17 protein-coding genes are annotated in these 19,692 nt (G+C 43.7%); 11 read left to right on the top strand and 6 right to left on the bottom strand.

Features of this window, described 5'->3' with window-relative positions:
* Nucleotides 1-31: 31 nt before the first annotated feature.
* From C0J08_RS13140 to C0J08_RS13130, 3 genes are all read left to right on the top strand, one after another.
* Nucleotides 32-862 carry a helix-turn-helix domain-containing protein gene (locus tag C0J08_RS13140; RefSeq protein WP_212652395.1) on the top strand — a complete coding sequence of 277 codons (831 nt, stop codon included), beginning with the start codon at nt 32-34 and terminating at the stop codon, nt 860-862.
* 92 nt (nt 863-954) lie between these two features.
* Entirely contained in the window at nt 955-1,710 is a 756-nt protein-coding gene (locus C0J08_RS13135) for an SDR family NAD(P)-dependent oxidoreductase (RefSeq protein ID WP_212652394.1), read from the top strand.
* Between the two features lie 538 nt (nt 1,711-2,248).
* Nucleotides 2,249-2,674, top strand: coding sequence for a GNAT family acetyltransferase (locus C0J08_RS13130; protein ID WP_212652393.1), 426 nt, complete (start codon nt 2,249-2,251; stop codon nt 2,672-2,674).
* A 74-nt stretch (nt 2,675-2,748) separates the two neighbouring features.
* Here the strand turns inward: C0J08_RS13130 and C0J08_RS13125 are convergent, their stop codons facing one another.
* Complete coding sequence (locus C0J08_RS13125) at nt 2,749-3,813, bottom strand: FAD:protein FMN transferase (protein WP_212652392.1); 1,065 nt, start codon at nt 3,811-3,813, stop codon at nt 2,749-2,751.
* Nucleotides 3,814-4,000: 187 nt separating this feature from the next.
* On the opposite strand from C0J08_RS13125, the gene C0J08_RS13120 reads away from it, so the two are divergent.
* Complete coding sequence (locus C0J08_RS13120) at nt 4,001-4,600, top strand: glutathione S-transferase family protein (RefSeq protein WP_212652391.1); 600 nt, start codon at nt 4,001-4,003, stop codon at nt 4,598-4,600.
* 18 nt (nt 4,601-4,618) lie between these two features.
* Here the strand turns inward: C0J08_RS13120 and C0J08_RS13115 are convergent, their stop codons facing one another.
* Nucleotides 4,619-5,290, bottom strand: a complete 672-nt coding sequence (locus tag C0J08_RS13115) for a LysE family translocator (protein ID WP_212652390.1) — start codon at nt 5,288-5,290, stop codon at nt 4,619-4,621.
* Between the two features lie 81 nt (nt 5,291-5,371).
* Between C0J08_RS13115 and C0J08_RS13110 the strand changes: the two genes are divergently transcribed.
* Complete coding sequence (locus tag C0J08_RS13110) at nt 5,372-6,262, top strand: LysR substrate-binding domain-containing protein (RefSeq protein WP_169458523.1); 891 nt, start codon at nt 5,372-5,374, stop codon at nt 6,260-6,262.
* A 15-nt stretch (nt 6,263-6,277) separates the two neighbouring features.
* Nucleotides 6,278-6,700: a gamma-glutamylcyclotransferase family protein gene (locus tag C0J08_RS13105; protein ID WP_212652389.1), complete on the top strand. Its 423-nt coding sequence runs from the start codon at nt 6,278-6,280 to the stop codon at nt 6,698-6,700.
* Between the two features lie 48 nt (nt 6,701-6,748).
* Here C0J08_RS13105 and C0J08_RS13100 read toward each other — a convergent pair whose 3' ends face one another.
* The 4 genes from C0J08_RS13100 to C0J08_RS13085 all read right to left on the bottom strand — a co-directional run bounded on the left by C0J08_RS13100 (nt 6,749) and on the right by C0J08_RS13085 (nt 11,056).
* Nucleotides 6,749-7,870 (bottom strand): ABC transporter ATP-binding protein, encoded by a 1,122-nt coding sequence (locus C0J08_RS13100; protein WP_169458521.1) that lies wholly within the window; start codon nt 7,868-7,870, stop codon nt 6,749-6,751.
* 32 nt (nt 7,871-7,902) lie between these two features.
* On the bottom strand, nt 7,903-8,730 hold the full coding sequence (locus C0J08_RS13095) for a carbohydrate ABC transporter permease (RefSeq protein WP_012070453.1): 828 nt from the start codon (nt 8,728-8,730) through the stop codon (nt 7,903-7,905).
* Between the two features lie 12 nt (nt 8,731-8,742).
* A complete protein-coding gene (locus C0J08_RS13090) occupies nt 8,743-9,690 on the bottom strand; it encodes a carbohydrate ABC transporter permease (RefSeq protein WP_212652388.1) in 948 nt (315 codons plus the stop codon).
* A gap of 70 nt (nt 9,691-9,760) precedes the next feature.
* The gene (locus C0J08_RS13085) at nt 9,761-11,056 is read right to left on the bottom strand and encodes an ABC transporter substrate-binding protein (protein WP_212652387.1); all 1,296 of its coding nucleotides are present in this window, start codon (nt 11,054-11,056) and stop codon (nt 9,761-9,763) included.
* A gap of 592 nt (nt 11,057-11,648) precedes the next feature.
* Here C0J08_RS13085 and C0J08_RS13080 point away from each other — a divergent pair.
* The 5 genes from C0J08_RS13080 (at nt 11,649) to C0J08_RS13060 (ending at nt 19,613) form a co-directional block, all read left to right on the top strand.
* A complete protein-coding gene (locus C0J08_RS13080) occupies nt 11,649-14,015 on the top strand; it encodes a glycoside hydrolase family 3 N-terminal domain-containing protein (RefSeq protein ID WP_212652386.1) in 2,367 nt (788 codons plus the stop codon).
* Between the two features lie 354 nt (nt 14,016-14,369).
* The gene (locus tag C0J08_RS13075; RefSeq protein WP_212652385.1) at nt 14,370-15,623 is read left to right on the top strand and encodes a sarcosine oxidase subunit beta family protein; all 1,254 of its coding nucleotides are present in this window, start codon (nt 14,370-14,372) and stop codon (nt 15,621-15,623) included.
* 15 nt (nt 15,624-15,638) lie between these two features.
* Complete coding sequence (locus C0J08_RS13070; protein WP_212652384.1) at nt 15,639-15,938, top strand: sarcosine oxidase subunit delta; 300 nt, start codon at nt 15,639-15,641, stop codon at nt 15,936-15,938.
* A gap of 11 nt (nt 15,939-15,949) precedes the next feature.
* Complete coding sequence (locus C0J08_RS13065) at nt 15,950-18,967, top strand: sarcosine oxidase subunit alpha (RefSeq protein ID WP_212652383.1); 3,018 nt, start codon at nt 15,950-15,952, stop codon at nt 18,965-18,967.
* Nucleotides 18,960-19,613, top strand: a complete 654-nt coding sequence (locus tag C0J08_RS13060) for a sarcosine oxidase subunit gamma (protein ID WP_212652382.1) — start codon at nt 18,960-18,962, stop codon at nt 19,611-19,613. The genes C0J08_RS13065 and C0J08_RS13060 overlap by 8 nt, the downstream gene beginning before the upstream one ends.
* The last annotated feature ends 79 nt before the right edge of the window (nt 19,614-19,692 follow it).

Here is a 19,692-nt window from a genome sequence, read left to right as displayed (position 1 = left end):
ACAGTGGCAGACACATACAAATGAGGTACTGATGAGCAGAACAATACCCCCAACCGCGTTGACAATGATTGGCCGTTTGTCTGAAGGCTTGGTTCAGCTCGTTCCAAAGATTGGGAGTGACGACTTTCCGCAATTGCTGATTGAAGTGATTAAGCAATTTGTACCAGGAGATGAGATGACGCTAATCCTCTTTGAGGATAAGCCAGAAGTTCTAGTTTCGGAAAAAAACGAGCAGATAGGTAACCAGTCCATTGATATGTATCTTGCGGGTGCCTATTTGCTTGATCCATTTTACCGAGCGAGTGTCGAGCTGACACAAAGCCAATTTTTCACTTATGACGAACTCGTGCCTGATGGCTTTCGTCAAAGTGAATTCTATAAGCAGTATTTGGTTAAGATCGGACTAGAAGATGAATGTGGTTACCTGATTATCTTCCCAGGAGGACAGTTTCTGCATCTGAGCATTGGTCATGGCAAAGATAGTTCGTCTCGTTTAAATCTATCGGAACAGAAACTGCTTGAAACGCTAACGCCTCTCATTGATATGCTCTGCCAACAACATTGGGGCGAACAGCTCTCGAAGCCGCTTAATCGCCAGTTGGACCAGGCATTGGCCAATTTTGGTTCTTCAAAACTGACCGAGCGGGAGTGTGCGGTGATTCGAATGGTATTGCAGGGGTATTCTCCTGCCGCCATTGCGGAAAAACTGTTTATTTCGCCGGGAACAGTAAGGGTTCATTTGCGCAACAGCTACAAAAAGCTTGATATCGGTTCTCAAGTTGATCTGCATAATCTCTTCATCGGTGCTTTGATGCAATTTGAACACTATGAAGGTGGAGACCCGCTAGAGGGTTTTTTCTGAACACCTGATGCATGCGCTTTCAAAATCAGGGCGTTGATAACATGTCATTAATACCATGCGGGTATTTTCGTCGATACAAAATGGAGGTTTGAATGTTCTCTCTCGAAGGGTTAAATGCGCTCATTACTGGTGGTACGTCTGGAATTGGCTTGGCGACGGCAAGACGTTTTGCCGCAGCAGGCGCTAAGGTGGCGATTGTTGGTCGCCGTGATGGCGAAAATCTCGCGAATGAAATAAACGGAATATTTCTGCAAGCGGATGTGACCGATGAAAAACAATTGCGCGCATGTTTTGCCGAAGCGGAAAAGCGTCTTGGGAAGCTCGACATTGTTATGAATAATGCCGGAATTGAAAATTCTGGCCCAACGATTGCCGAGCAAAGTGCTGATGAATTTCAACGCATCTTGGAGATTAATGTTAAAGCTGTTTACAACGGCTTGCGCTTTGCACCACTTCATATGAATGATGGTGGCTCAATTATCAATACATCTTCTGACGTTTCTAAAGTGGGCTATCCCGGTTATGGGCAATATTCGGCAACAAAGTCGGCGGTATGCAGCTTAACCCGAGTGGCGGCCATGGAGCTGGTACCGAGAAAGATTCGTGTGAATGCCATTTGCCCTGCTTCAATATGGACTGAAATGCTCACACCAGACCATCCTGAAGTCATAATGACCGAGCGAACTAGCCCCATGAGTAGGGTTGGTCAACCTGAGGAAGTGGCGGCACTGTGTCATTTTTTAGCGGCTTCGGATTGCAGCTATATAACGGGGCAGTCGATAAATGTTGATGGTGGACTATCGGCAGGTATGGCGGATCATACGTTTGAAAGATTAATAAAGCCGTGATGGCGAAGTAAAGTTCGCTGTTTACTGTTAGGTTTTTAAAAAGCACGTCCTGTTTGTATTAATAAAATGGAATGTCTGTTTATTCTTCAGACATTCCATTTTTTATGTCTGCAACCTTCTTATTTTTAGAGCTTCTAATTTCTTTTATTTAACTACTGATTATCATGACCTTATCCGCTCTAATCCAGCCATTTTGATGTGTTAGAAGATCTATGCACCTTGATAATTGTCTAGGGTTGCTGAGTTGGTCTTGGCTATCAAGATCTAGGTGATTGTCTGTTCCATCGAGAATCAAGATTCCTTCGCTAGGTAGCTGGTGATTAGTAATGCCACTTTCATACGCTCGCCACCACTTAAAGCAGAACAAGGTAAGAAAGCATGATCGCACTGCCAAGAAAGGTTCGAATCGTACTGGGGGCGAAGTGTTTGTTTGTTCACTTAGTAAAGAAAAACAAGCATGCTAATTTATGAGTAATTGGTATGTATTAGGATATTGATTAGATTATTACTCTCTTTTAAATATAAAAGGATTCGGAGTATGAAAATAAGACTATTTACCCAAAATGACAGAGAAGCTGTAAAGTCTTTGTGGCAACGCTGTGATTTAACGAAGCCCTGGAATGATCCAGATAAAGACATCAGCAGAAAGCTAGCTTATCAACCAGATTTGTTTTTTGTCGGAGAGGATACAGAAAGCGGAGAGGTCATTGCTTCGGCGATGGCTGGGTATGATGGGCATAGGGGATCTGTATTTTATTTGGCCATTTCTCCAGATCACCAAGGTAAAGGCTATGGCAAAGATGTAATGCAGCATATTGAAACAGTATTGACGGGGTTAGGTTGTCCTAAACTGAATATCGTTGTTCGCTCTTCTAATGCGCAGGTTCTGGCATTTTATGATAAACAAGGCTATACCCCTGACAGTGTTACTAGTATTGGTAAACGATTGATTCCCGATGTGTAATGATGCACTAATACTTAATGAAAAAGACCAAGTAGCAAAGCTAGTCGGTCTTTTTTGTTTGTCGAATGGATACATTAATCAAACTTTACTCTGTCTGTTTTAAGCAAAGCATCGCTGCTGGAGTTCACTAGTTTGTCGTTCTTTCTTTCAATGAAGAAGACTTCTAGGTTTTCATTTTTGGCGATTTTTGCACCTTCCACAGGGCCAAGACATAACATAGCCGTAGCCCATGCATCGCTGACTTTCGGGTCTGTGCCAAATACCGAGGCAGAAACGAGATCGTGAGTGATGGGCTTGCCGGTGCTAGGATTAAGAATGTGAGAGTACTCCACACCGTTTTCATCGAAATGACGGTTATATGTGCCTGATGTATCCAAGGTCACGCCGTCTTCGTTTTTCACCGTAATAACTTTGTATACTTTTGGGCCGCCTTCAGTGGATGGAATAGGGCTTTGAATTGCCACCCGCCATTGGTCACCATTTGGCTTATGTCCTTTAATCTTCATATCGCCACCAAACTGCACCATGTAGTTATCGTAGCCTTTGTATTCCAGTACTTGGCTCAACTTACCAATGGTGTAACCTTCACCCATAGAAGAGAAATCAAGCTGAAGAAAAGGGCGAGTTTTGCGTATCCGTAAATTTTCTTCGTCTACTTCGATTTTATCTATGCCGATTTCTGCTTTAAGTGCTGTGAGCTCTTCTGGCGTAGGTACGTGAAGTTTGTCGGTTTTGAATCCCCATAAGTCGAACAAAGGACCAACCGTAGGATCGTAACAGCCTTCTGAATTGGCGTGTATGTTTTGGGCAATTTTTACTAGTTCAACAAAATCTTCAGATACTGGCTGCCAGCCAACGGAAGGACTGCGGTTAAATTCTGAAATAAAGGAATCTGGGCGATAAGTGGAAAGCTCTTTGTCAATTTTAGCCAGTGTATCGTTAAACTCTGTTTGTACTTCGGTGACAGGTACTTCTTCTTCCGACCAAAAACTAATTTGATAGGTTGTACCTTGGGCGTAACCTTCAACCGTTTGAAGTTCTGGTGGTTCACTGCAACCCACTAAGAAAGTCGTCATCAATAGCGTGCTAAATCCCGTGACCTTGGTCACATTCAAGCCTGATTTTATTGCAGTAGACATAGTATTTAAGCCTTATGAAAAGTAAATTCAGCAAGTTTACCAGTGGATTATGATCAACTCTATCAACCTGCTTATCATCCACACTTATGTGCATTTTGAACGCAATTTTTTGTTTAACATTTCACGCTGGTGTTTGATAAAACGGCGTTTTAGTATAAATGAGTAAAAAGGCCATATGGGAGAAGGTATGGAAGTGGTTTTATACAGTGCAAATGGCTCAAATAGTTCAGAAAGAGTCGAATGGGCGCTTAATTACAAGGAAATTTCTTATCAACGTATTGAGATCAGTTCGGAAGAATTAGCGACAAGTTATCTAGATATCAACCCGTTTGGTTATGTGCCCTCCCTATCAGTTAATGGTGTTATCTTGTCAGAATCAATGGCGATCTTGGAGTATCTTGAAGAGTGCTTCTCCGGTCGTTCTTTGCTGGGTAATACGTCTTTTGAGAGAGCTCAAGTTCGCCGTGTTTGTGAGTACGTGAATTCAAGTATTCATTCACCGCAAAATAAGACAGTGCTTAGGTTTTTGCGTCCAGAGCTGGATGATGTGTCAAAACAAGCGCTTCGAGGTGAATGGATTACTCAATGTCTTGATACATTAAGCTCTAGTATTTGTCTTGAGTCTAACTATGCGATAGGCCTGCATTTTAGTCTTGCCGATATTTTTGTTGCTTCAATTTATAAAAAAGCCTTACAGCACGGCGCTACAGAAAAGGTCTTTTATGCTAAACACCTGTCTTTTTTAAGAAGCCATAATGATATTGCGGCTTCAGAGCGAAAGTCGTGACAAGGCGTTTTACTTTTCCTAAGGGCTATTCATTAACAGACGTAAACCAAGTGTTGTCATTAGGACACCAGTGACTCTTTCGATCCATACTTTAAAGACCAGAACTTTTTGTTGAATGCTTGCTGATGTTAATAAACAGGCCACTAACGCGAACCAAACAAGATGCGCTAAAGCGATGTAAGCACCGTAACCCAGCTCCATTAGTAAAGAGGTATCTGTAGAAATTACTTGGCTAAATAAAGAAACGATAAATAACATGGTTTTTGGGTTGAGTGCGTTGCAAGCAAAACCAGACCAAAAAGCTGAGCTGTTTCTGCTTAGTTCATTTTGATAAGGATTTTCACTTTTTAATGGCTCCGTTGGCTGGTTAAATTTTGTTCTATAAAAAAGTGCTTTTATATCCGGCCATAGGGCGGAAATGCCCAACCAAATTAAATACATTGCCCCCAGATATCGTAGCGTATTTAAAACCCAAACATTGTTGGCAAAAACAATGCCCAATCCCAATAGAGTATAAGTCAAATGTACGCTGATCGCGGCGCTAATCCCTAAAGCGCTTAAAATGCCTTCTCTTCGTCCTTGTAGTAAGGAAATTCTCGATACCATGGCAAAGTCTGGTCCAGGGCTTATAACGGCCAATAATGTAATGATGACCACAGAATACAATTCAAATTGATTGATATTTAACATAGGAAGATACTCTAATGTGTGAATAATAAGAGTATGAACTCGCGAGTAAACAAATAAAATCGAAAGAAAGTGGAGTATATTGTGAGTAATAATCACACAAAAAGGCGATTACCTCCTCTAGGTGCTTTGACCGCTTTCGAAGCGGCTGCACGGCATCAAAGTTTCTCTCGTGCAGCCCAAGAGCTTCATTTAACTCACGGTGCGATTAGTCGAGCGGTTGCGCAAATAGAAGACCGTATTGGTGTGCAGTTATTTGTTCGGCGTAATCGACGAGTGTATCTCACGTCAGCTGGGCAAAGGTTGTTAAAAACTACATCTGAAACGTTAGATGCACTGAGTCATACAGTGGAAGAAATCCACCGTCATGATAGCTCATCGCCATTTCTTACTGTGTCGTGCGAACCCAGTTTAGCCATGCGTTGGTTAATGCCTCGCTTGGGTACTTTTCGGGAATTGTGTCCAGAACTGAATATAGACCTACGGATGGCGGGTGGTCCGATTGATCTCTTATCGGAAAATTGTGATATTGCGATTCGACGCATGGACTTTGGCTTCCATGAAGATTATCAAGTAACGACACTTTGTGCTGAATCATCCGGTCCTGTTTGCTCTCAAGTTTATTGGGATGGTGTTGAGAAAGATGTAAACAAGGCTAGTTGGTTACACAGTCGTACTCGGCCCAATGCATGGAATGACTGGAAACAGGCTAATGGAATGGAAAATCTGGCTCCAAAAAATGAGCAGTATTTTGATCATTTCTTTTATGCTTTGCAGGCCGCACAAGAACAACTAGGTATGGCAATTGGATCTATCCCACTCGTAGAAGATGACTTAAAGACGCAACGGCTTATTGCACCATTAGGTATGCAATCTACAGGATATGATTATGCGATTTTAACATTGGATGATCCGAAGAAAGATCCGAGAATTGAAGTATTTGTTAATTGGTTAATAGGGCAAATTACTCGCTAAAAAGGAGCAAACTAGATGCCTAAAGTGTTTGTATTTGGAACTTTGAAGGAAGGTTTTCCTAATTTTAAAACGAATAAAGGCATTCGTTACCGTGGGGATTTTGCAACCAAAGCATGTTACCCCTTATATCTGGTAGGCGAGCGGTGTTCGCCTTGGTTGGTGTTGCAGGAAGGCAAAGGGCATCCTGTGAAAGGACAGGTGTTTGAAGTGACCGATGACGTTTTAGCCGAGATGGACACATTGGAAAGAATTACGGCGATAGATGGTTATCGTAAAGTTAGCCTGCCTGTTGTTTGCTTGGAATCCGGCGACGAAATTACCGTGTTAGCGTACGGGAAACCACCCGAAATGTTACAAGATGTTCAGGTGATGCAAGAACTAGCCGGGGAATATTGTCTCGAACATGCTGCCCTATACCGAAGCCGAAGTGCCATTTAATCACGTTGGACAAGCCCATCATGGAGCTTGCCCAACGATGTTGAGCTTTTATTGACTGACAACCGATTCAGGTTTGCCTTTGGGTTTGTAAATAGACAGCCCAGATTGGTCGTTGAACATGTGAAGACGTGACTCATCAATATAAAAGTTGGCTTCATCATCTTCATTGACTATATGACTGGATGGGGCTTCAACGGTGATTTGGCTCTCACCCAAGCGACTTGTCAGCTGGATCGTTGAGCCAAGCAATTCTAAATTCTCCACCTTGCCTTTGATGACTAACGGATTACTAAGTAAATCTGGCGTGATATGAATATCACAAGGGCGAATCCCCAAGGTCGCGTTAGCACTGGATTGATGGTCGTCAACGTCACCCAGCAAGGGTAATGTTTGTCCTGCAAGATCCACCTGCCAGCCTTCTTGTTTGTTTAAAGCCACTGGAATGAAGTTCATTGCTGGGCTGCCAATAAAACCGGCGACAAACTTATTGGCAGGGGAGTGATAAATCTCTCTAGGCGTGCCTACTTGCTCGACTTTGCCATCACGCAATATCACGATACGATCTGCCAGCGTCATGGCTTCCACCTGATCGTGTGTCACATAAATGGTGGTTTTCTTCATTTTCTTATGCAGTGCTTTAATTTCCGCTCGCATGGAGTTTCGCAGTTTTGCATCTAAGTTAGAAAGCGGCTCGTCGAATAAAAACACTTCTGGGGTTCTTACCATGGCACGTCCCATTGCCACGCGCTGACGTTGGCCACCAGAAAGCGCTTTGGGTTTGCGGTCCAGCAAAGGGGTTAATTGCAACATGTCAGCAACGGGACGAACTTTTTCATCGATGTCAGCTTTGCTCATTCCAGCCAGTTTTAAGGCAAAGGCAATATTTTGATAAACCGACATGTGCGGATAAAGCGCGTAGCTTTGGAACACCATGGCGATGTCACGTTCGATGGGCTCTAGCTCATTGACGACTTTATTATTGATAAGAATTTCACCACCAGAGATGTCTTCTAGGCCAGCGAGCATTCTTAAGGTGGTCGACTTGCCACAGCCAGATGGGCCAAGGAAGACAATAAATTCACCGTCATTAATTTTTAGATTAAAGTCTTTAACGGTATGCACATCACCTGAATAGACTTTTTCAACATGTTTAAATTCAACAGAAGCCACAACATTCTTCCTTATTATTCTATGTAATTGGGTTAACCTTTTACCGCACCGCCCGTTAAGCCTTCGACAATGTATTTTTGAGCAAACAAGAAAAATACGATGGCAGGGCTGATGGTCACAGTGACATAGGCCAAGATTCGGTTCCATTCGATGCCATATTCGCCACGATATTGCATGATGCCTAGCGTCCATGGGTATTGTTGTTCCGTATTCAGTACCAGCAAAGGCAGCAAGTAATTGTTCCAGCTTGCCACCAAGACAAAGACGCCAACGGTGGCAAGAATTGGGGTAGAGAGTGGCAGGATCACATGCCAATAAAATTTGATGTAACTACAGCCATCGACGCGAGCGGCATCAAACAGCTCAGCGGGCAGCTGTTCGAAAAAGGTGCGGAACAACAAAATACTGAAGCCTAACCCGAATGCCACTTGGGGAATAACGACGCCAGATAAACTGTCCAATAGACCCAGATCACGAATCTTTAGAAACAAGGGAAGTATCGCCGCGGCCGCTGGAAACATCATGCCAATTAAGAAGTAGTTATAAATGTATTTGTAGCCCGCAAACTTAATATGAGAAAAGGTAAACGCGGTCATGGTGCCGATGATAATGGTCAGTAGCACCGAGAAAAACGCAATAATCAGTGAGTTTTTCATCAGCTGCCAAATGGAACCATCGGCAAAAACCTGTGCGTAATATTCAAACTCCCACACATCTGGCAAGCCAAATGGGTTGGTGCGTAATTCGCCTAAGCTTTTGAACCCACCGAGCACAGTGGCAAACATAGGCACTAAGACAAAGCCCGCGACCAAGATTAAGAAGATGTATTTTCCCCAAGATATTCTTCGCATTGCTAACATAGGGTGTTCCTTTTATTTTTTGTCTTTCATAATGGTGCTTTGATACGTGAAGGCAAAAATCACACAGCATATAAACAACACCACACCCACCGCACTACCAAAGCCAACATTCATTCTGGTAATACCAAAGGTGTAGAGGTAAGAAACCAAGGTGTGAGTACTATGAGATGGGCCACCGCCAGTAAGCGGCATAATCAGATCGAAGGTTTGTAGCGCCCCCAAAATACTGAAAAAGATGGAGATGGTGATGCCCGACATAATGAGCGGAATCTTCACATACCAAATCGCCTGAAAACGGCTCGCGCCATCTAACTTGCTCGCTTCGATAAGGTCTTTTGGAACGCCTTGCAAAGCCGCGATGTAAATCATCATATGGAAGCCAAAATATTTCCAAACAAGCACCACTAAAATGGCAACAAATGCCCAGTTTTTATCCGCCAAAATGTACCAAGTGTCGGTATTAAGCGCCTCGGTAAATTTTGCCATCACGCCGTAATCGCCATCAAAAACAAAACGCCAAATAAGCCCTGCGGCCACTTCGGCCAAAATATAAGGCAAAAAGAAAATCAAACGGAATAGACTGTTGGCCCAGCTTTTTTTGTAGATAGAAAGGGCGATAATCAAAGCCAAGGGCAGTTGAATAATCAGTGAAACAATAATTATTTTGAGTGTATTCCACACCGCCGTTTCAAACGCACTGTGTTTGAATAGACGAATGTAGTTACTGAATTCCACCCATTTGCTCGGCTCTCCATAACCATTCCAGCGGAATAAACTGTAATAACCCGCTTCACCAATGGGCAAAATGACAAAAATGGTAAAAAGTAATAGGGCGGGTGGCAAAAATAATACGAGTGTCAGTAGGCGATTGCCGTGATTGTTTTTTTTAAACCAGCGAGACACGTTTTGATTCGAAGAAGTACTGGAGCGATTTTCAATAGTGGTGACATCATTACTCATAGCAAGCCTCATGAAAGAGATAACAGCCAACCTGAGTTGGCTGTATGGATCGATTCGTGCTTAGTTCGCGTTATTCAAATTCCCACGCTTCTTGCACTTGTTCAGCGGCTTCTTCTGGAGTGAGCGAGTCACTAACAATACCTACAGAGACATCATTCACCACGCTACCAACATTGGCACCAAAGGCTTGATCATAAAACAACTGGTGCCAAGTTGAGTTGGCAATGTTTTGCGCAATACGCTTCTTGAAAGGGTTTTCAATCGCGCTATCAGCGCCTTTGACAACGGGAATGATCATATTGATTTTGGCCAGGTGTTTCTGCATTTCGATATTCGAGAAATACTTCAACCATTGAACGGCTTCAGGGCTGGCTTGGGCGGTTAAAACCCAACCGGCAATACCACCTAGCGTATCGGTCGCTTTGCCTTTGCCATCTTTTAGAATAGGGAAGTTCATCCAACCTAAGTTTTTATCGCCCACGCCTTTGCCGGTAATAGATTGTTGAGCTTGGAATAAGTAGTTCCAATCTCCCATTAGCTGCATAGCGGCTTTGCCATCACCAAAGTTACCTGATGAGTCTCCAAAGGATGCGGCTAAATAGCCAGGTTGGAAGGGTTTTAGGTCGACTAAACGTTTTAGCTCTTCGCCCGCTTTGATGAAGTCTTTACCCGCGAAGCCATCGCCTTTTTTGTCAATGGCATCTTGAATACCTTGCTGACCAGCTTGGCGCATAGTCAGTAGCGCCCAATAAAATTGCACTGGCCACTTATCACCACCCGCGGTGGTAATAGGCGTAATACCGGCGGCTTGGAGTTTTTGGATGGCGGCTAAAAAGTCATCCCAAGTGATAATCTTATCGGCGTCTACACCGGCTTTTTGGAACAGGCTTTTGTTGTACCAAAAACCCACTTGGCTCACCATGTAGGGAAGGCCATATTGCTTGCCATGATAGTTGTAGGCATCAAAGCTGGCTTCAGAGAATCTGGATTTGATGTCTTGCATTTCTTTCGTAACGTCTTTTAACAGACCCGCATCAACACGAGTTTGAAAGTTTCCGCCACCCCAGCTGTAGAAGATGTCAGGGCGCTGATTGGATTGAAGCAGTGTTGGCAGTTTTTGTTTGAAGGCTTCGTTTTCTAAATACTCTAGTTTGACGTGTTGGCCTGGGTTGGCTTTTTCATAGTCTTTTGCGACTTGTTCCCAAATGGCAACCACTTTGGGGTCCGCTTCAAGGTGAAGCATACGAATGGTCGTATCCGCCCAAGAGAAGGAAGAAGTAAGAGAGGCCGCAATGGCGACTGGATAAAAGAGTTTTTTCCAATTTGTTCTATTAGGTTTAGTATGCTTATTATTTTGCTGGTACATAAAGAACGTCCTTTTTTATTATTAATGTGATCGTGCTTTTATTTTATCGCTTGTGCTTTTTTTATATGGAATAAAGTGCGTCTTTTAAACGTCTTAATTATCTTTTTAAATTCAATGATTAAGCTGTTAAGTAGATTTTAAGTAATTTGTCTCTAATCCACTTTGACAACAAACTTTTAGTGGCTTGATCATTGCTGTATATGCTTTTTTGCTCAATTATGAAATTTGATATTCAAGTTCATTTATTTTTTGGTTGTGCTGTGTCTATGATTAGATCCAGTTCATAACTGAGGGTTTTTATTTATTAACTGTATGATTTTAAAAAATAAAATATGATTTTTTGGGACGTTTTGGCTCTCTATTAGGTGACTTTCAAAGGCGAATTTTCTGGTAAGGCTCGGTTACTTATCTATGTGAAATAACGTAGCGGATTTGGGATATTACATAATGTTAATTTTGATGGTCTTATGGGAAAAAGAAGTCAAAATCGAGGAAGCGAAATCCATTTTCTATATAAGGTATTGGTCGCAAGAATAATCGTTTCTAAAATGAAGTAATGATAATAAATATAAATAGTTAAGGTATTCGTTATATGGAAGTTTATAAAGACTCAAACTTTACTGTTCAGCAACGGGTGGATGATTTACTGGCTCGTATGACGCTAGAAGAAAAGATTGCTCAGCTTGGTGCGCAATGGTTGATCTTAGCCTCGAATGGCGAGCATCAAGACCGCGATTTTGAGATGGGATCTCAGGACGAACGTAAATCCATTCAAGAGCGCTTAAAACACGGTTTGGGACAAATTACACGTCCCTTAGGTACGCAAGTTATCAGCCCCAATGAAGGGGTTAAAGCACTCAATCATCTGCAAAAATATTTGGTCGAAGAAACCCGGCTGGGCATTCCTGCTATGTCTCATGAAGAGTGCTTGGTGGGGTTGATGGCCAAAGACGCGACACTTTTTCCTTCCTCTTTGAATTATGGCCATACCTGGAATCCGGAATTGATTCATCAAGTTGGGCAAGCCATTGGCGAGCAAACTCGGCTGGTTGGTGCTCATCATGGTTTGGCCCCTGTATTAGATGTTTCGCGGGATGTTCGCTGGGGCAGAACCGAAGAAACGCTGGGTGAAGACCCTTATCATGTTGGTGTATTGGCAACGGAGTTTGTTAAAGGCCTTCAAGGTGAGAAGCGCGACCTTCTGGCTACGCTAAAACATTATGTTGGCCATTCGTTTAGTGAGGGGGCGAGAAACCATGCCCCCGTGCATCTAGGTTTTAAGGAGCTCAACGATACCTTTATGTTGCCGTTTGAAATGGCGGTGAAGCTTGGCAATGCGGGTTCTGTTATGCCGGCTTATCACGATATCGATAATGAAGCTTGTCATGCTTCCTATCATTTATTGACCGAGGTGTTGCGTGAGCAATGGGGATTTGATGGCTTGATTGTGGCTGACTACGGTGGGGTAGAGCTATTGGCGAGTCATCATGGTGTTGCCGCCGATAAAGCCCATGCCGCCGCTTTAGCCTTTAATGCTGGCTTGGACATCGAATTGCCTGATGATGCTTGCTCAAGTCAGCTGATTTTGGCATTAGAGCGAGGTTTGATCGAAGAGCAGAAGATAGATGACATCGTCGCGCGTATTTTATCGGTGAAATTTTCAATGGGCTTGTTTGAAAATCCCTACTGCGATGAATCGCCTATTGAACTGCAAAATGATACAGCGACTGAATTGGCTTATCAGGTGGCTTTGCAGTCCGTGGTCATGCTTGAAAATCGTGCGGGTTTGCCACTGAAACAGGAACAAAAAATCGCCGTTGTAGGACCCACAGCGGATGATCAACTGGCTTTGTTAGGAGGTTACAGTTTTCCCATTCACCTTATTTTGAGCAGTGATGACGACAACAGCAAAGTGTGCCCAACGATACTGGAAGCTATGCAGAAGGCATTTGCGCAGGTTTCATACAGTAAAGGTTGCGACATTTTAACGGAACGTCATAGTAATGCCCCGGTTTTTCCGGGTGATGTGGATTTGGCCATGAACCAGACTATGACGTCTCCGGTCTCGCGGGATACCAGTCAAATCGCGCAAGCGATTACAACGATTGAGCAAGCCGACGTGGCGGTTGTTTGTGTTGGGGATCTCGCCGGTTTATTTCAAACTGGAACGGTAGGGGAAGGCTCAGATACCGACAGCTTGGATTTACCTGGCGTTCAGCAACAACTCATTGATGACGCCATCGCGACAGGCAAGCCTGTGATTATTCTGGTCACTGGTGGCAGGCCTTATAATTTGAATGGCGCGGAAGAAAAAGCTGCTGCGGTATTATTTGCTTGGGCGCCGGGTCAAGAGGGCGCTCGCGCTATTGCTGACATTATCGCGGGTAACGCCTCACCATCGGGGCGTTTGACGGTATCCATTCCGAAAAATGCTGGCGCTGTGCCCTATTTTTATAATCACAAATTGAAAAGTGGCGGTACTCCTATCGCTTATCACTTTGGCTCCAAATATAACTTTGGCTACGGTCTGACCTACACGGATTTTGCTTATAACAATATGCAGGTCGATCAGTCGCAGTATCCTATTGAAGACGGTGTGATTCGAGTATCCGTTGACATAGAAAACATTGGCAGCCGCTCAGGTTGTGAAGTGGTACAGCTTTATGTAAGAGATAAACTCTGTTCTTTAGTTCGACCAATCCGCGAATTAAAGGGATTTCAGCGGGTAGATTTGTCTGCTGGTGGCTCGGCTACAGTCGTTTTTGAGTTGCCGGTTGATATGTTGAACTTTACTAATTCTGCTCATCAAAGAATGGTCGAAGCCGGTGAATTCGATATCATGATTGGCAAATCTGCCACTCATATTTTGTTTACTAAAACCATAGATGTGGTTGGAGACAATCGAGTGTTACCACAGCATTGGAATATGCTGTGTCATTCTTACTATAACCTCCATTAATGCTTTCATGCCATCAATGTGAGAGGGAGGAAGAATCGCTTTCTTCTCACATTGATTAATCTCTGATAATTCAATTTATTAGCCTTTGTTTCTGACATAGTAAAATGGTCGTTTTGTACGATAAATTTTGTCTTTTGCTACCTCCTTTTTTATACCATATCCAAAGCCGTCATCTCCTCTGTCGTAAATTGTCATTCGCTGGACGCTTCCAAGCATTAGGAGCGAAATCTTTCTCTCTATTATCACGGTGAACGCTTAATCTACGGCGCCTCGGCAGGCCGTGGCGTTACAACCTTTTTTTAACCACACCACGATAATCGTTGAATCGATTATTTATGTAAGGGAGCTGATCTGATGCAGCATTATTCAGGCTTTGGGTTGTTAAAGCACAGTTTTAGCCACCATGAGAACTGGCAACGGGTATGGCGCAATCCAACCCCTAAAAAGAAATACGATGTGATTATTGTGGGCGGCGGTGGCCATGGTCTGGCAACAGCCTATTATTTAGCGAAAGAATTTGGCGTCACCAATGTTGCTGTAATCGAGAAAGGCTTTTTAGGTGGTGGTAATACGGCGCGTAATACAACAATTGTACGCTCAAATTATTTATGGGATGAAGCCGCGCATTTATATGAACATGCGATGAAATTATGGGAAGGTCTGTCACAGGATTTGAACTATAACGTCATGTTCTCCCAACGTGGTTGTTTGAACCTTGGGCATACCTTGCAAGACATGCGTGACATCGAGCGTCGTGTTAACGCCAACCGTCTAAACGGTATTGATGGTGAAGTGCTAGATGCCAAACAAGTTCAAGAAATTGTCCCTATATTAGATTGCTCAGATCGAGCTCGCTACCCAGTGATGGGAGCGTCTTGGCAGCCACGTGCGGGTGTTGCTCGTCATGATGCCGTTGCTTGGGGATTTGCTCGTGGTGCTGATGCCCATGGTGTGGATTTAATTCAGCAAACCGAAGTAGAAGATTTAATTATTGAAGACGGTACTGTCGTTGGTGTTCGTACTGGTCGTTACGGTGAAATACGCGCGGACAAAGTAGGCTGTGTTGTTGCTGGTAATTCCAGTGTGTTGGCAAAAATGGGCGGCTTTGAATTGCCATTGGAGTCTCACCCTTTACAGGCTTTGGTATCTGAACCAATTAAACCAATTCTTGATACTGTGGTTATGTCCAACCAAGTGCATGGTTATGCGTCACAGTCAGATAAAGGTGACTTGGTTATTGGTGCCGGGATTGACGGCTATAACGGCTATGGTCAACGTGGTTCTTACACGACTATTGAGCATACCATACAAGCGATAGTGGAAATGTTCCCTATTTTTAGTCGTGTGCGCATGAATCGTCAGTGGGGCGGTATTGTTGATACGTGTCCTGATGCTTGTCCAATCATTAGTGAGACACCAGTGAAAAACTTGTTTTTTAACTGTGGTTGGGGAACGGGTGGCTTTAAAGCAACGCCTGGGTCAGGTCATGTATTTGCTGCGTCTTTGGCGAAAGGCGAAATGCATGAGTTGGCTAAACCTTTTTCTATGTTCCGTTTCCATGACGGCGCGCTGATCGATGAACACGGCGCTGCTGGTGTAGCGCATTAATCGGGAGAGTTAATCATGTTTCATATATATTGCCCGCATTGTTGCGAATACCGTGAAGAAAATGAATTTCACGCAGCAGGACAAGCACACATTTCTCGTCCGGTCGATCCAGATAATTGTTCGGATAAAGAATGGGGGGAGTTTTTGTATTTCCGTTCGAATCCTAGAGGAATACACCATGAACTTTGGGTGCATGCGGTAGGTTGTCGTAAGTATTTTAATATTACTCGTGACACCCAAACTTACGAAATTAAAGAAGTCTACAAAGTTGGCGAAAAGCCTTCTGTTGTGGCCAACGCAACTCAGAGTAAGTAAGGAGCGGATCAATGACTCAGAAGAATCGTCTTCAAAATGGCGGCCGTATCGATCGCTCCAAAACGCTGACTTTTACCTACAATGGGAAAAAGTACAAAGGGTTCGCTGGCGACACACTTGCGTCTGCTTTGTTGGCTAATAAGGTTGATATTGTCGGCCGTAGTTTTAAATACAGTCGTCCACGTGGCATTGTTGCAGCGGGAGCAGAAGAGCCAAATGCGATTATGCAAATTGGTGCGACCGAAGCGACACAAATTCCAAACGTGCGTGCAACTCAACAGTCGCTGTATGAGGGTCTAGTTGCTGGTTCAACAAACGGTTGGCCGAGTGTTGAAACTGACCTGATGGGGTACATCGGCAAATTCGGTGGGAAAATGATGCCGCCGGGCTTTTACTACAAGACTTTTATGTACCCAAAATCCATGTGGGAAACGTACGAGTCTTATATTCGTAAAGCGGCAGGTCTTGGTCGATCTCCAAAAGAAAATGACCCAGATATATACGATAAAATGAACCAGCACTGTGATGTGATGGTGGTTGGTGCGGGTCCTGCAGGTTTGACTGCGGCTTTAACTGCTGCACGAGCTGGTGCGCGGGTAATTATTGCTGATGAGCAAAGTGAATTTGGTGGAAGTTTATTAAGCAGTAAAGAAACACTTAACGGTAAGCCTGCAACGGAATGGGTGGCTGAAACCGTTAACGAATTGGCTGGGTTTGATAATGTATTAATGTTGCCAAATTCGCAGGCGAACGGCTATCACGACCATAACTTTTTAACTATTCAGCAGCATTGTACTGATCAGTTTGCCGATCGTGCACCTAACGGTCAGGTTGCTCAGCGCTTACATCACGTGCGTGCTAAATGGGTTGTTTTGGCTACAGGTGCCCATGAACGTCCTCTTGTTTTTGGTAACAATGATGTTCCTGGCTGTATGGTGGCTAATGCCGTTTCTACTTACATTAATCGTTATGGTGTTGTGCCTGGTAATGAATTGGTATTAATGACTTCTAACGATAACGCATATCGTACGGCATTGGATTGGCATGATGCTGGTCGTAATGTAGTAGCCATTGTCGACTCTCGTAAAAATCCTCAGGGTACTTTTGTTGATGCGGCGCGTGAGCGTGGCATTAGTATTATGGTTGGCTCCGGTGTCATTGATGTTCAAGGCAGTAAACGTGTGACTGGTGTTTCCGTTGCGCCATTGAATGAAGAGGGCGATGCGATTGTTGGTGCTATTGCTAAGTTATCTGCTGACACAGTTGCCTCATCAGGTGGTTGGAGTCCTGTTATTCACTTGTCATGTCATACAGGCGCACGTCCAGTATGGAATGAGGATATCCTTGGCTTTACTCCTGGAAAAACGCTTCAGAAGCAATTAACAGCTGGTGCTATCAATGGCTCATTTGATACTAAGCAAGCTTTAGAAGAAGGTTTAAAGGCCGCTTTGGATGCTTTGTCTCATTTAGGATTAGAAGCACAAGAAACAATGCTTCCCGAAACAGAAGTAATTGAAGAAAGCAAAGCCATGGCTTTGTTTCATATTCCTCACACTAAGCCAACATCACAGGCGCCTAAGCAGTTTGTCGATTATCAAAATGACGTAACCGCATCAGGCATTGAATTAGCATGTCGTGAAGGTTTTGAGTCCATTGAACACGTTAAACGCTATACCGCGATGGGCTTTGGTACTGATCAAGGTAAGCTTGGCAATATTAATGGTATGGCCATTGCGGCAAAAGCTTTGAAGCAATCAATACCAGAAACTGGCACAACGATATTCCGCCCTAACTATACACCAGTAACCTTTGGTGTCATTGCTGGCCGTGATTGTGGCGAGTTGTTTGATCCAGAGCGTTACACGGCAATGCATGCTTGGCATGTTGAACGAGGTGCGAAATTTGAGGATGTGGGTCAATGGAAACGTCCTTGGTACTATCCTCAAGGTAACGAAACAATGCAGCAAGCATTGGATCGCGAGTGTTTAGCGACTCGTGAATCCGTTGGTATTTTGGATGCTTCTACTTTGGGTAAAATTGATATTCAAGGTAAAGATGCACGTGAATTCCTAGGTCGTGTCTACACAAACGCTTGGGCGAAATTACCAGTAGGTAAATGTCGTTATGGTTTGATGTGTGGTGAAGATGGCATGGTGTTTGACGATGGTGTGACGTCATGTTTGGCGGAAAACCATTTCTTGATGACAACGACATCAGGTGGCGCGGCTCGTGTTCTTTCTTGGTTAGAAATTTATCATCAAACTGAATGGCCTGAATTGGAAGTGTATTTCAATAGTGTGACAGATCACTGGTCAACTATGACCATTTCTGGTCCAAATAGCCGCAAGTTACTAGAAAAACTGACTGATTATGATGTTTCCAAAGAAAACATGGCTTTTATGGATTGGAAGGCTATGACGGTCGCGGGTGTACCAGCTCGAGTGTTCCGTATTTCTTTTACAGGCGAACTGTCTTTTGAAATCAACGTACAAGCCAACTACGGCTTACATGTTTGGAAAGAACTGTTTGAAAAAGGTGCTGAGTTTAATTTGACACCTTACGGCACAGAAACCATGCATATATTACGTGCGGAGAAAGGCTTTATTATTGCAGGTCAAGATACCGATGGCTCTGTTCATCCATTTGATCTAGGCATGCCTTGGGCTGTGTCTATGCAGAAGCCATTTAGCTTTATTGGTAAGCGCGGTATGCAACGTGAAGATTGTGTTCGAGCTGACCGTAAGCAACTGGTAGGTTTGAAGACAGTTGATCCAAACGTAGTATTGCCGGAGGGCGCGCAAGGCGTTCTTGATCCTAAAGCGCCGATTCCTATGCCAATGGTTGGTCATGTTACTTCCAGTTACTGGAGTGCAAATTTAAATCGTTCGGTAGCAATGGGATTCGTTAAAGGTGGACACAACAAAATGGGTGAAAAAGTCTTTTATCCATTGGTTGATGGTCGCGTAATTGAAGCTGAAATTTGTAGCCCAGTATTCTTAGATCCAAAAGGGGAGCGTCAAAATGTCTGATGTCACGTTAGGAGCAATGGAAGGGAAGTTGGTAACAAACCAACTTCCAGACGCAACTATTGCAGGTGAAAGTCCACTGCATCACTCTGATCTCGCTACTATGGCTAAGAAAGGGCCACAAGAAGGTGGGGTGTATTTCCATGAGCGTAAACTTATGGGCTTGCTCACTTTGCGTTGTGTGCCATCTGATGAACAAAAATCAGTAATTGAGTCACTGCTTGGCGTGGCTTTGCCAATGGAGCCTCTGACTTCAGTAACAACAGATAAGGTGTCTGTTCGTTGGATTTCTCCTGATGAATGGCTAATTATCGTTGCTGGTGATCAGGCGTTTGAATTGGAGAGTCGTTTTCAAGAGACGTTACCAGGCCACTATGCCTTAGTGAATATCAGTGGTGGTACGACGATATACGATGTTTCAGGTAGTCAAGTTGTTAACATGCTGAAAAAGTCTACCAGCGTGGACTTGTATCCAACAGAGTTTCCTGTTGGCAAGGTTGTATCGACGGTATTTGCTAAAAGTAGTGCGATGATTTGTCGTCTAGCAGATGACAAGTTTGAATTAGTGGTGCGCCGTAGTTTTGCTGACTACTTATGGTTGTGGATTCAGGACGCAAGTCGTGAATACGGTCTAGTAGTAAAAGCTTAATTCCTTCTCATCCACTTGCTTTATTTCACTGTTTTGGTTGGCCACTTTTTGTGGCCAACCTCATTTTGAAGTAAAAAGC

This window comes from Marinomonas sp. CT5 (assembly GCF_018336975.1).
Classification (GTDB): Bacteria; Pseudomonadota; Gammaproteobacteria; order Pseudomonadales; family Marinomonadaceae; genus Marinomonas.
This window is presented reverse-complemented; position numbering and strand designations above follow the sequence as displayed.

Excerpts from the sequence above, each read along its gene's own strand:
- C0J08_RS13140 (WP_212652395.1), top strand. The coding sequence starts at position 32 with ATGAGCAGAACAATACCCCCAACCGCGTTGACAATGATTGGCCGTTTG.
- C0J08_RS13135 (WP_212652394.1), top strand. The coding sequence starts at position 955 with ATGTTCTCTCTCGAAGGGTTAAATGCGCTCATTACTGGTGGTACGTCT.
- C0J08_RS13130 (WP_212652393.1), top strand. The coding sequence starts at position 2,249 with ATGAAAATAAGACTATTTACCCAAAATGACAGAGAAGCTGTAAAGTCT.
- C0J08_RS13125 (WP_212652392.1), bottom strand. The coding sequence starts at position 3,813 with ATGTCTACTGCAATAAAATCAGGCTTGAATGTGACCAAGGTCACGGGA.
- C0J08_RS13120 (WP_212652391.1), top strand. The coding sequence starts at position 4,001 with ATGGAAGTGGTTTTATACAGTGCAAATGGCTCAAATAGTTCAGAAAGA.
- C0J08_RS13115 (WP_212652390.1), bottom strand. The coding sequence starts at position 5,290 with ATGTTAAATATCAATCAATTTGAATTGTATTCTGTGGTCATCATTACA.
- C0J08_RS13105 (WP_212652389.1), top strand. The coding sequence starts at position 6,278 with ATGCCTAAAGTGTTTGTATTTGGAACTTTGAAGGAAGGTTTTCCTAAT.
- C0J08_RS13095 (WP_012070453.1), bottom strand. The coding sequence starts at position 8,730 with ATGTTAGCAATGCGAAGAATATCTTGGGGAAAATACATCTTCTTAATC.
- C0J08_RS13090 (WP_212652388.1), bottom strand. The coding sequence starts at position 9,690 with ATGAGTAATGATGTCACCACTATTGAAAATCGCTCCAGTACTTCTTCG.
- C0J08_RS13085 (WP_212652387.1), bottom strand. The coding sequence starts at position 11,056 with ATGTACCAGCAAAATAATAAGCATACTAAACCTAATAGAACAAATTGG.
- C0J08_RS13080 (WP_212652386.1), top strand. The coding sequence starts at position 11,649 with ATGGAAGTTTATAAAGACTCAAACTTTACTGTTCAGCAACGGGTGGAT.
- C0J08_RS13075 (WP_212652385.1), top strand. The coding sequence starts at position 14,370 with ATGCAGCATTATTCAGGCTTTGGGTTGTTAAAGCACAGTTTTAGCCAC.
- C0J08_RS13070 (WP_212652384.1), top strand. The coding sequence starts at position 15,639 with ATGTTTCATATATATTGCCCGCATTGTTGCGAATACCGTGAAGAAAAT.
- C0J08_RS13065 (WP_212652383.1), top strand. The coding sequence starts at position 15,950 with ATGACTCAGAAGAATCGTCTTCAAAATGGCGGCCGTATCGATCGCTCC.
- C0J08_RS13060 (WP_212652382.1), top strand. The coding sequence starts at position 18,960 with ATGTCTGATGTCACGTTAGGAGCAATGGAAGGGAAGTTGGTAACAAAC.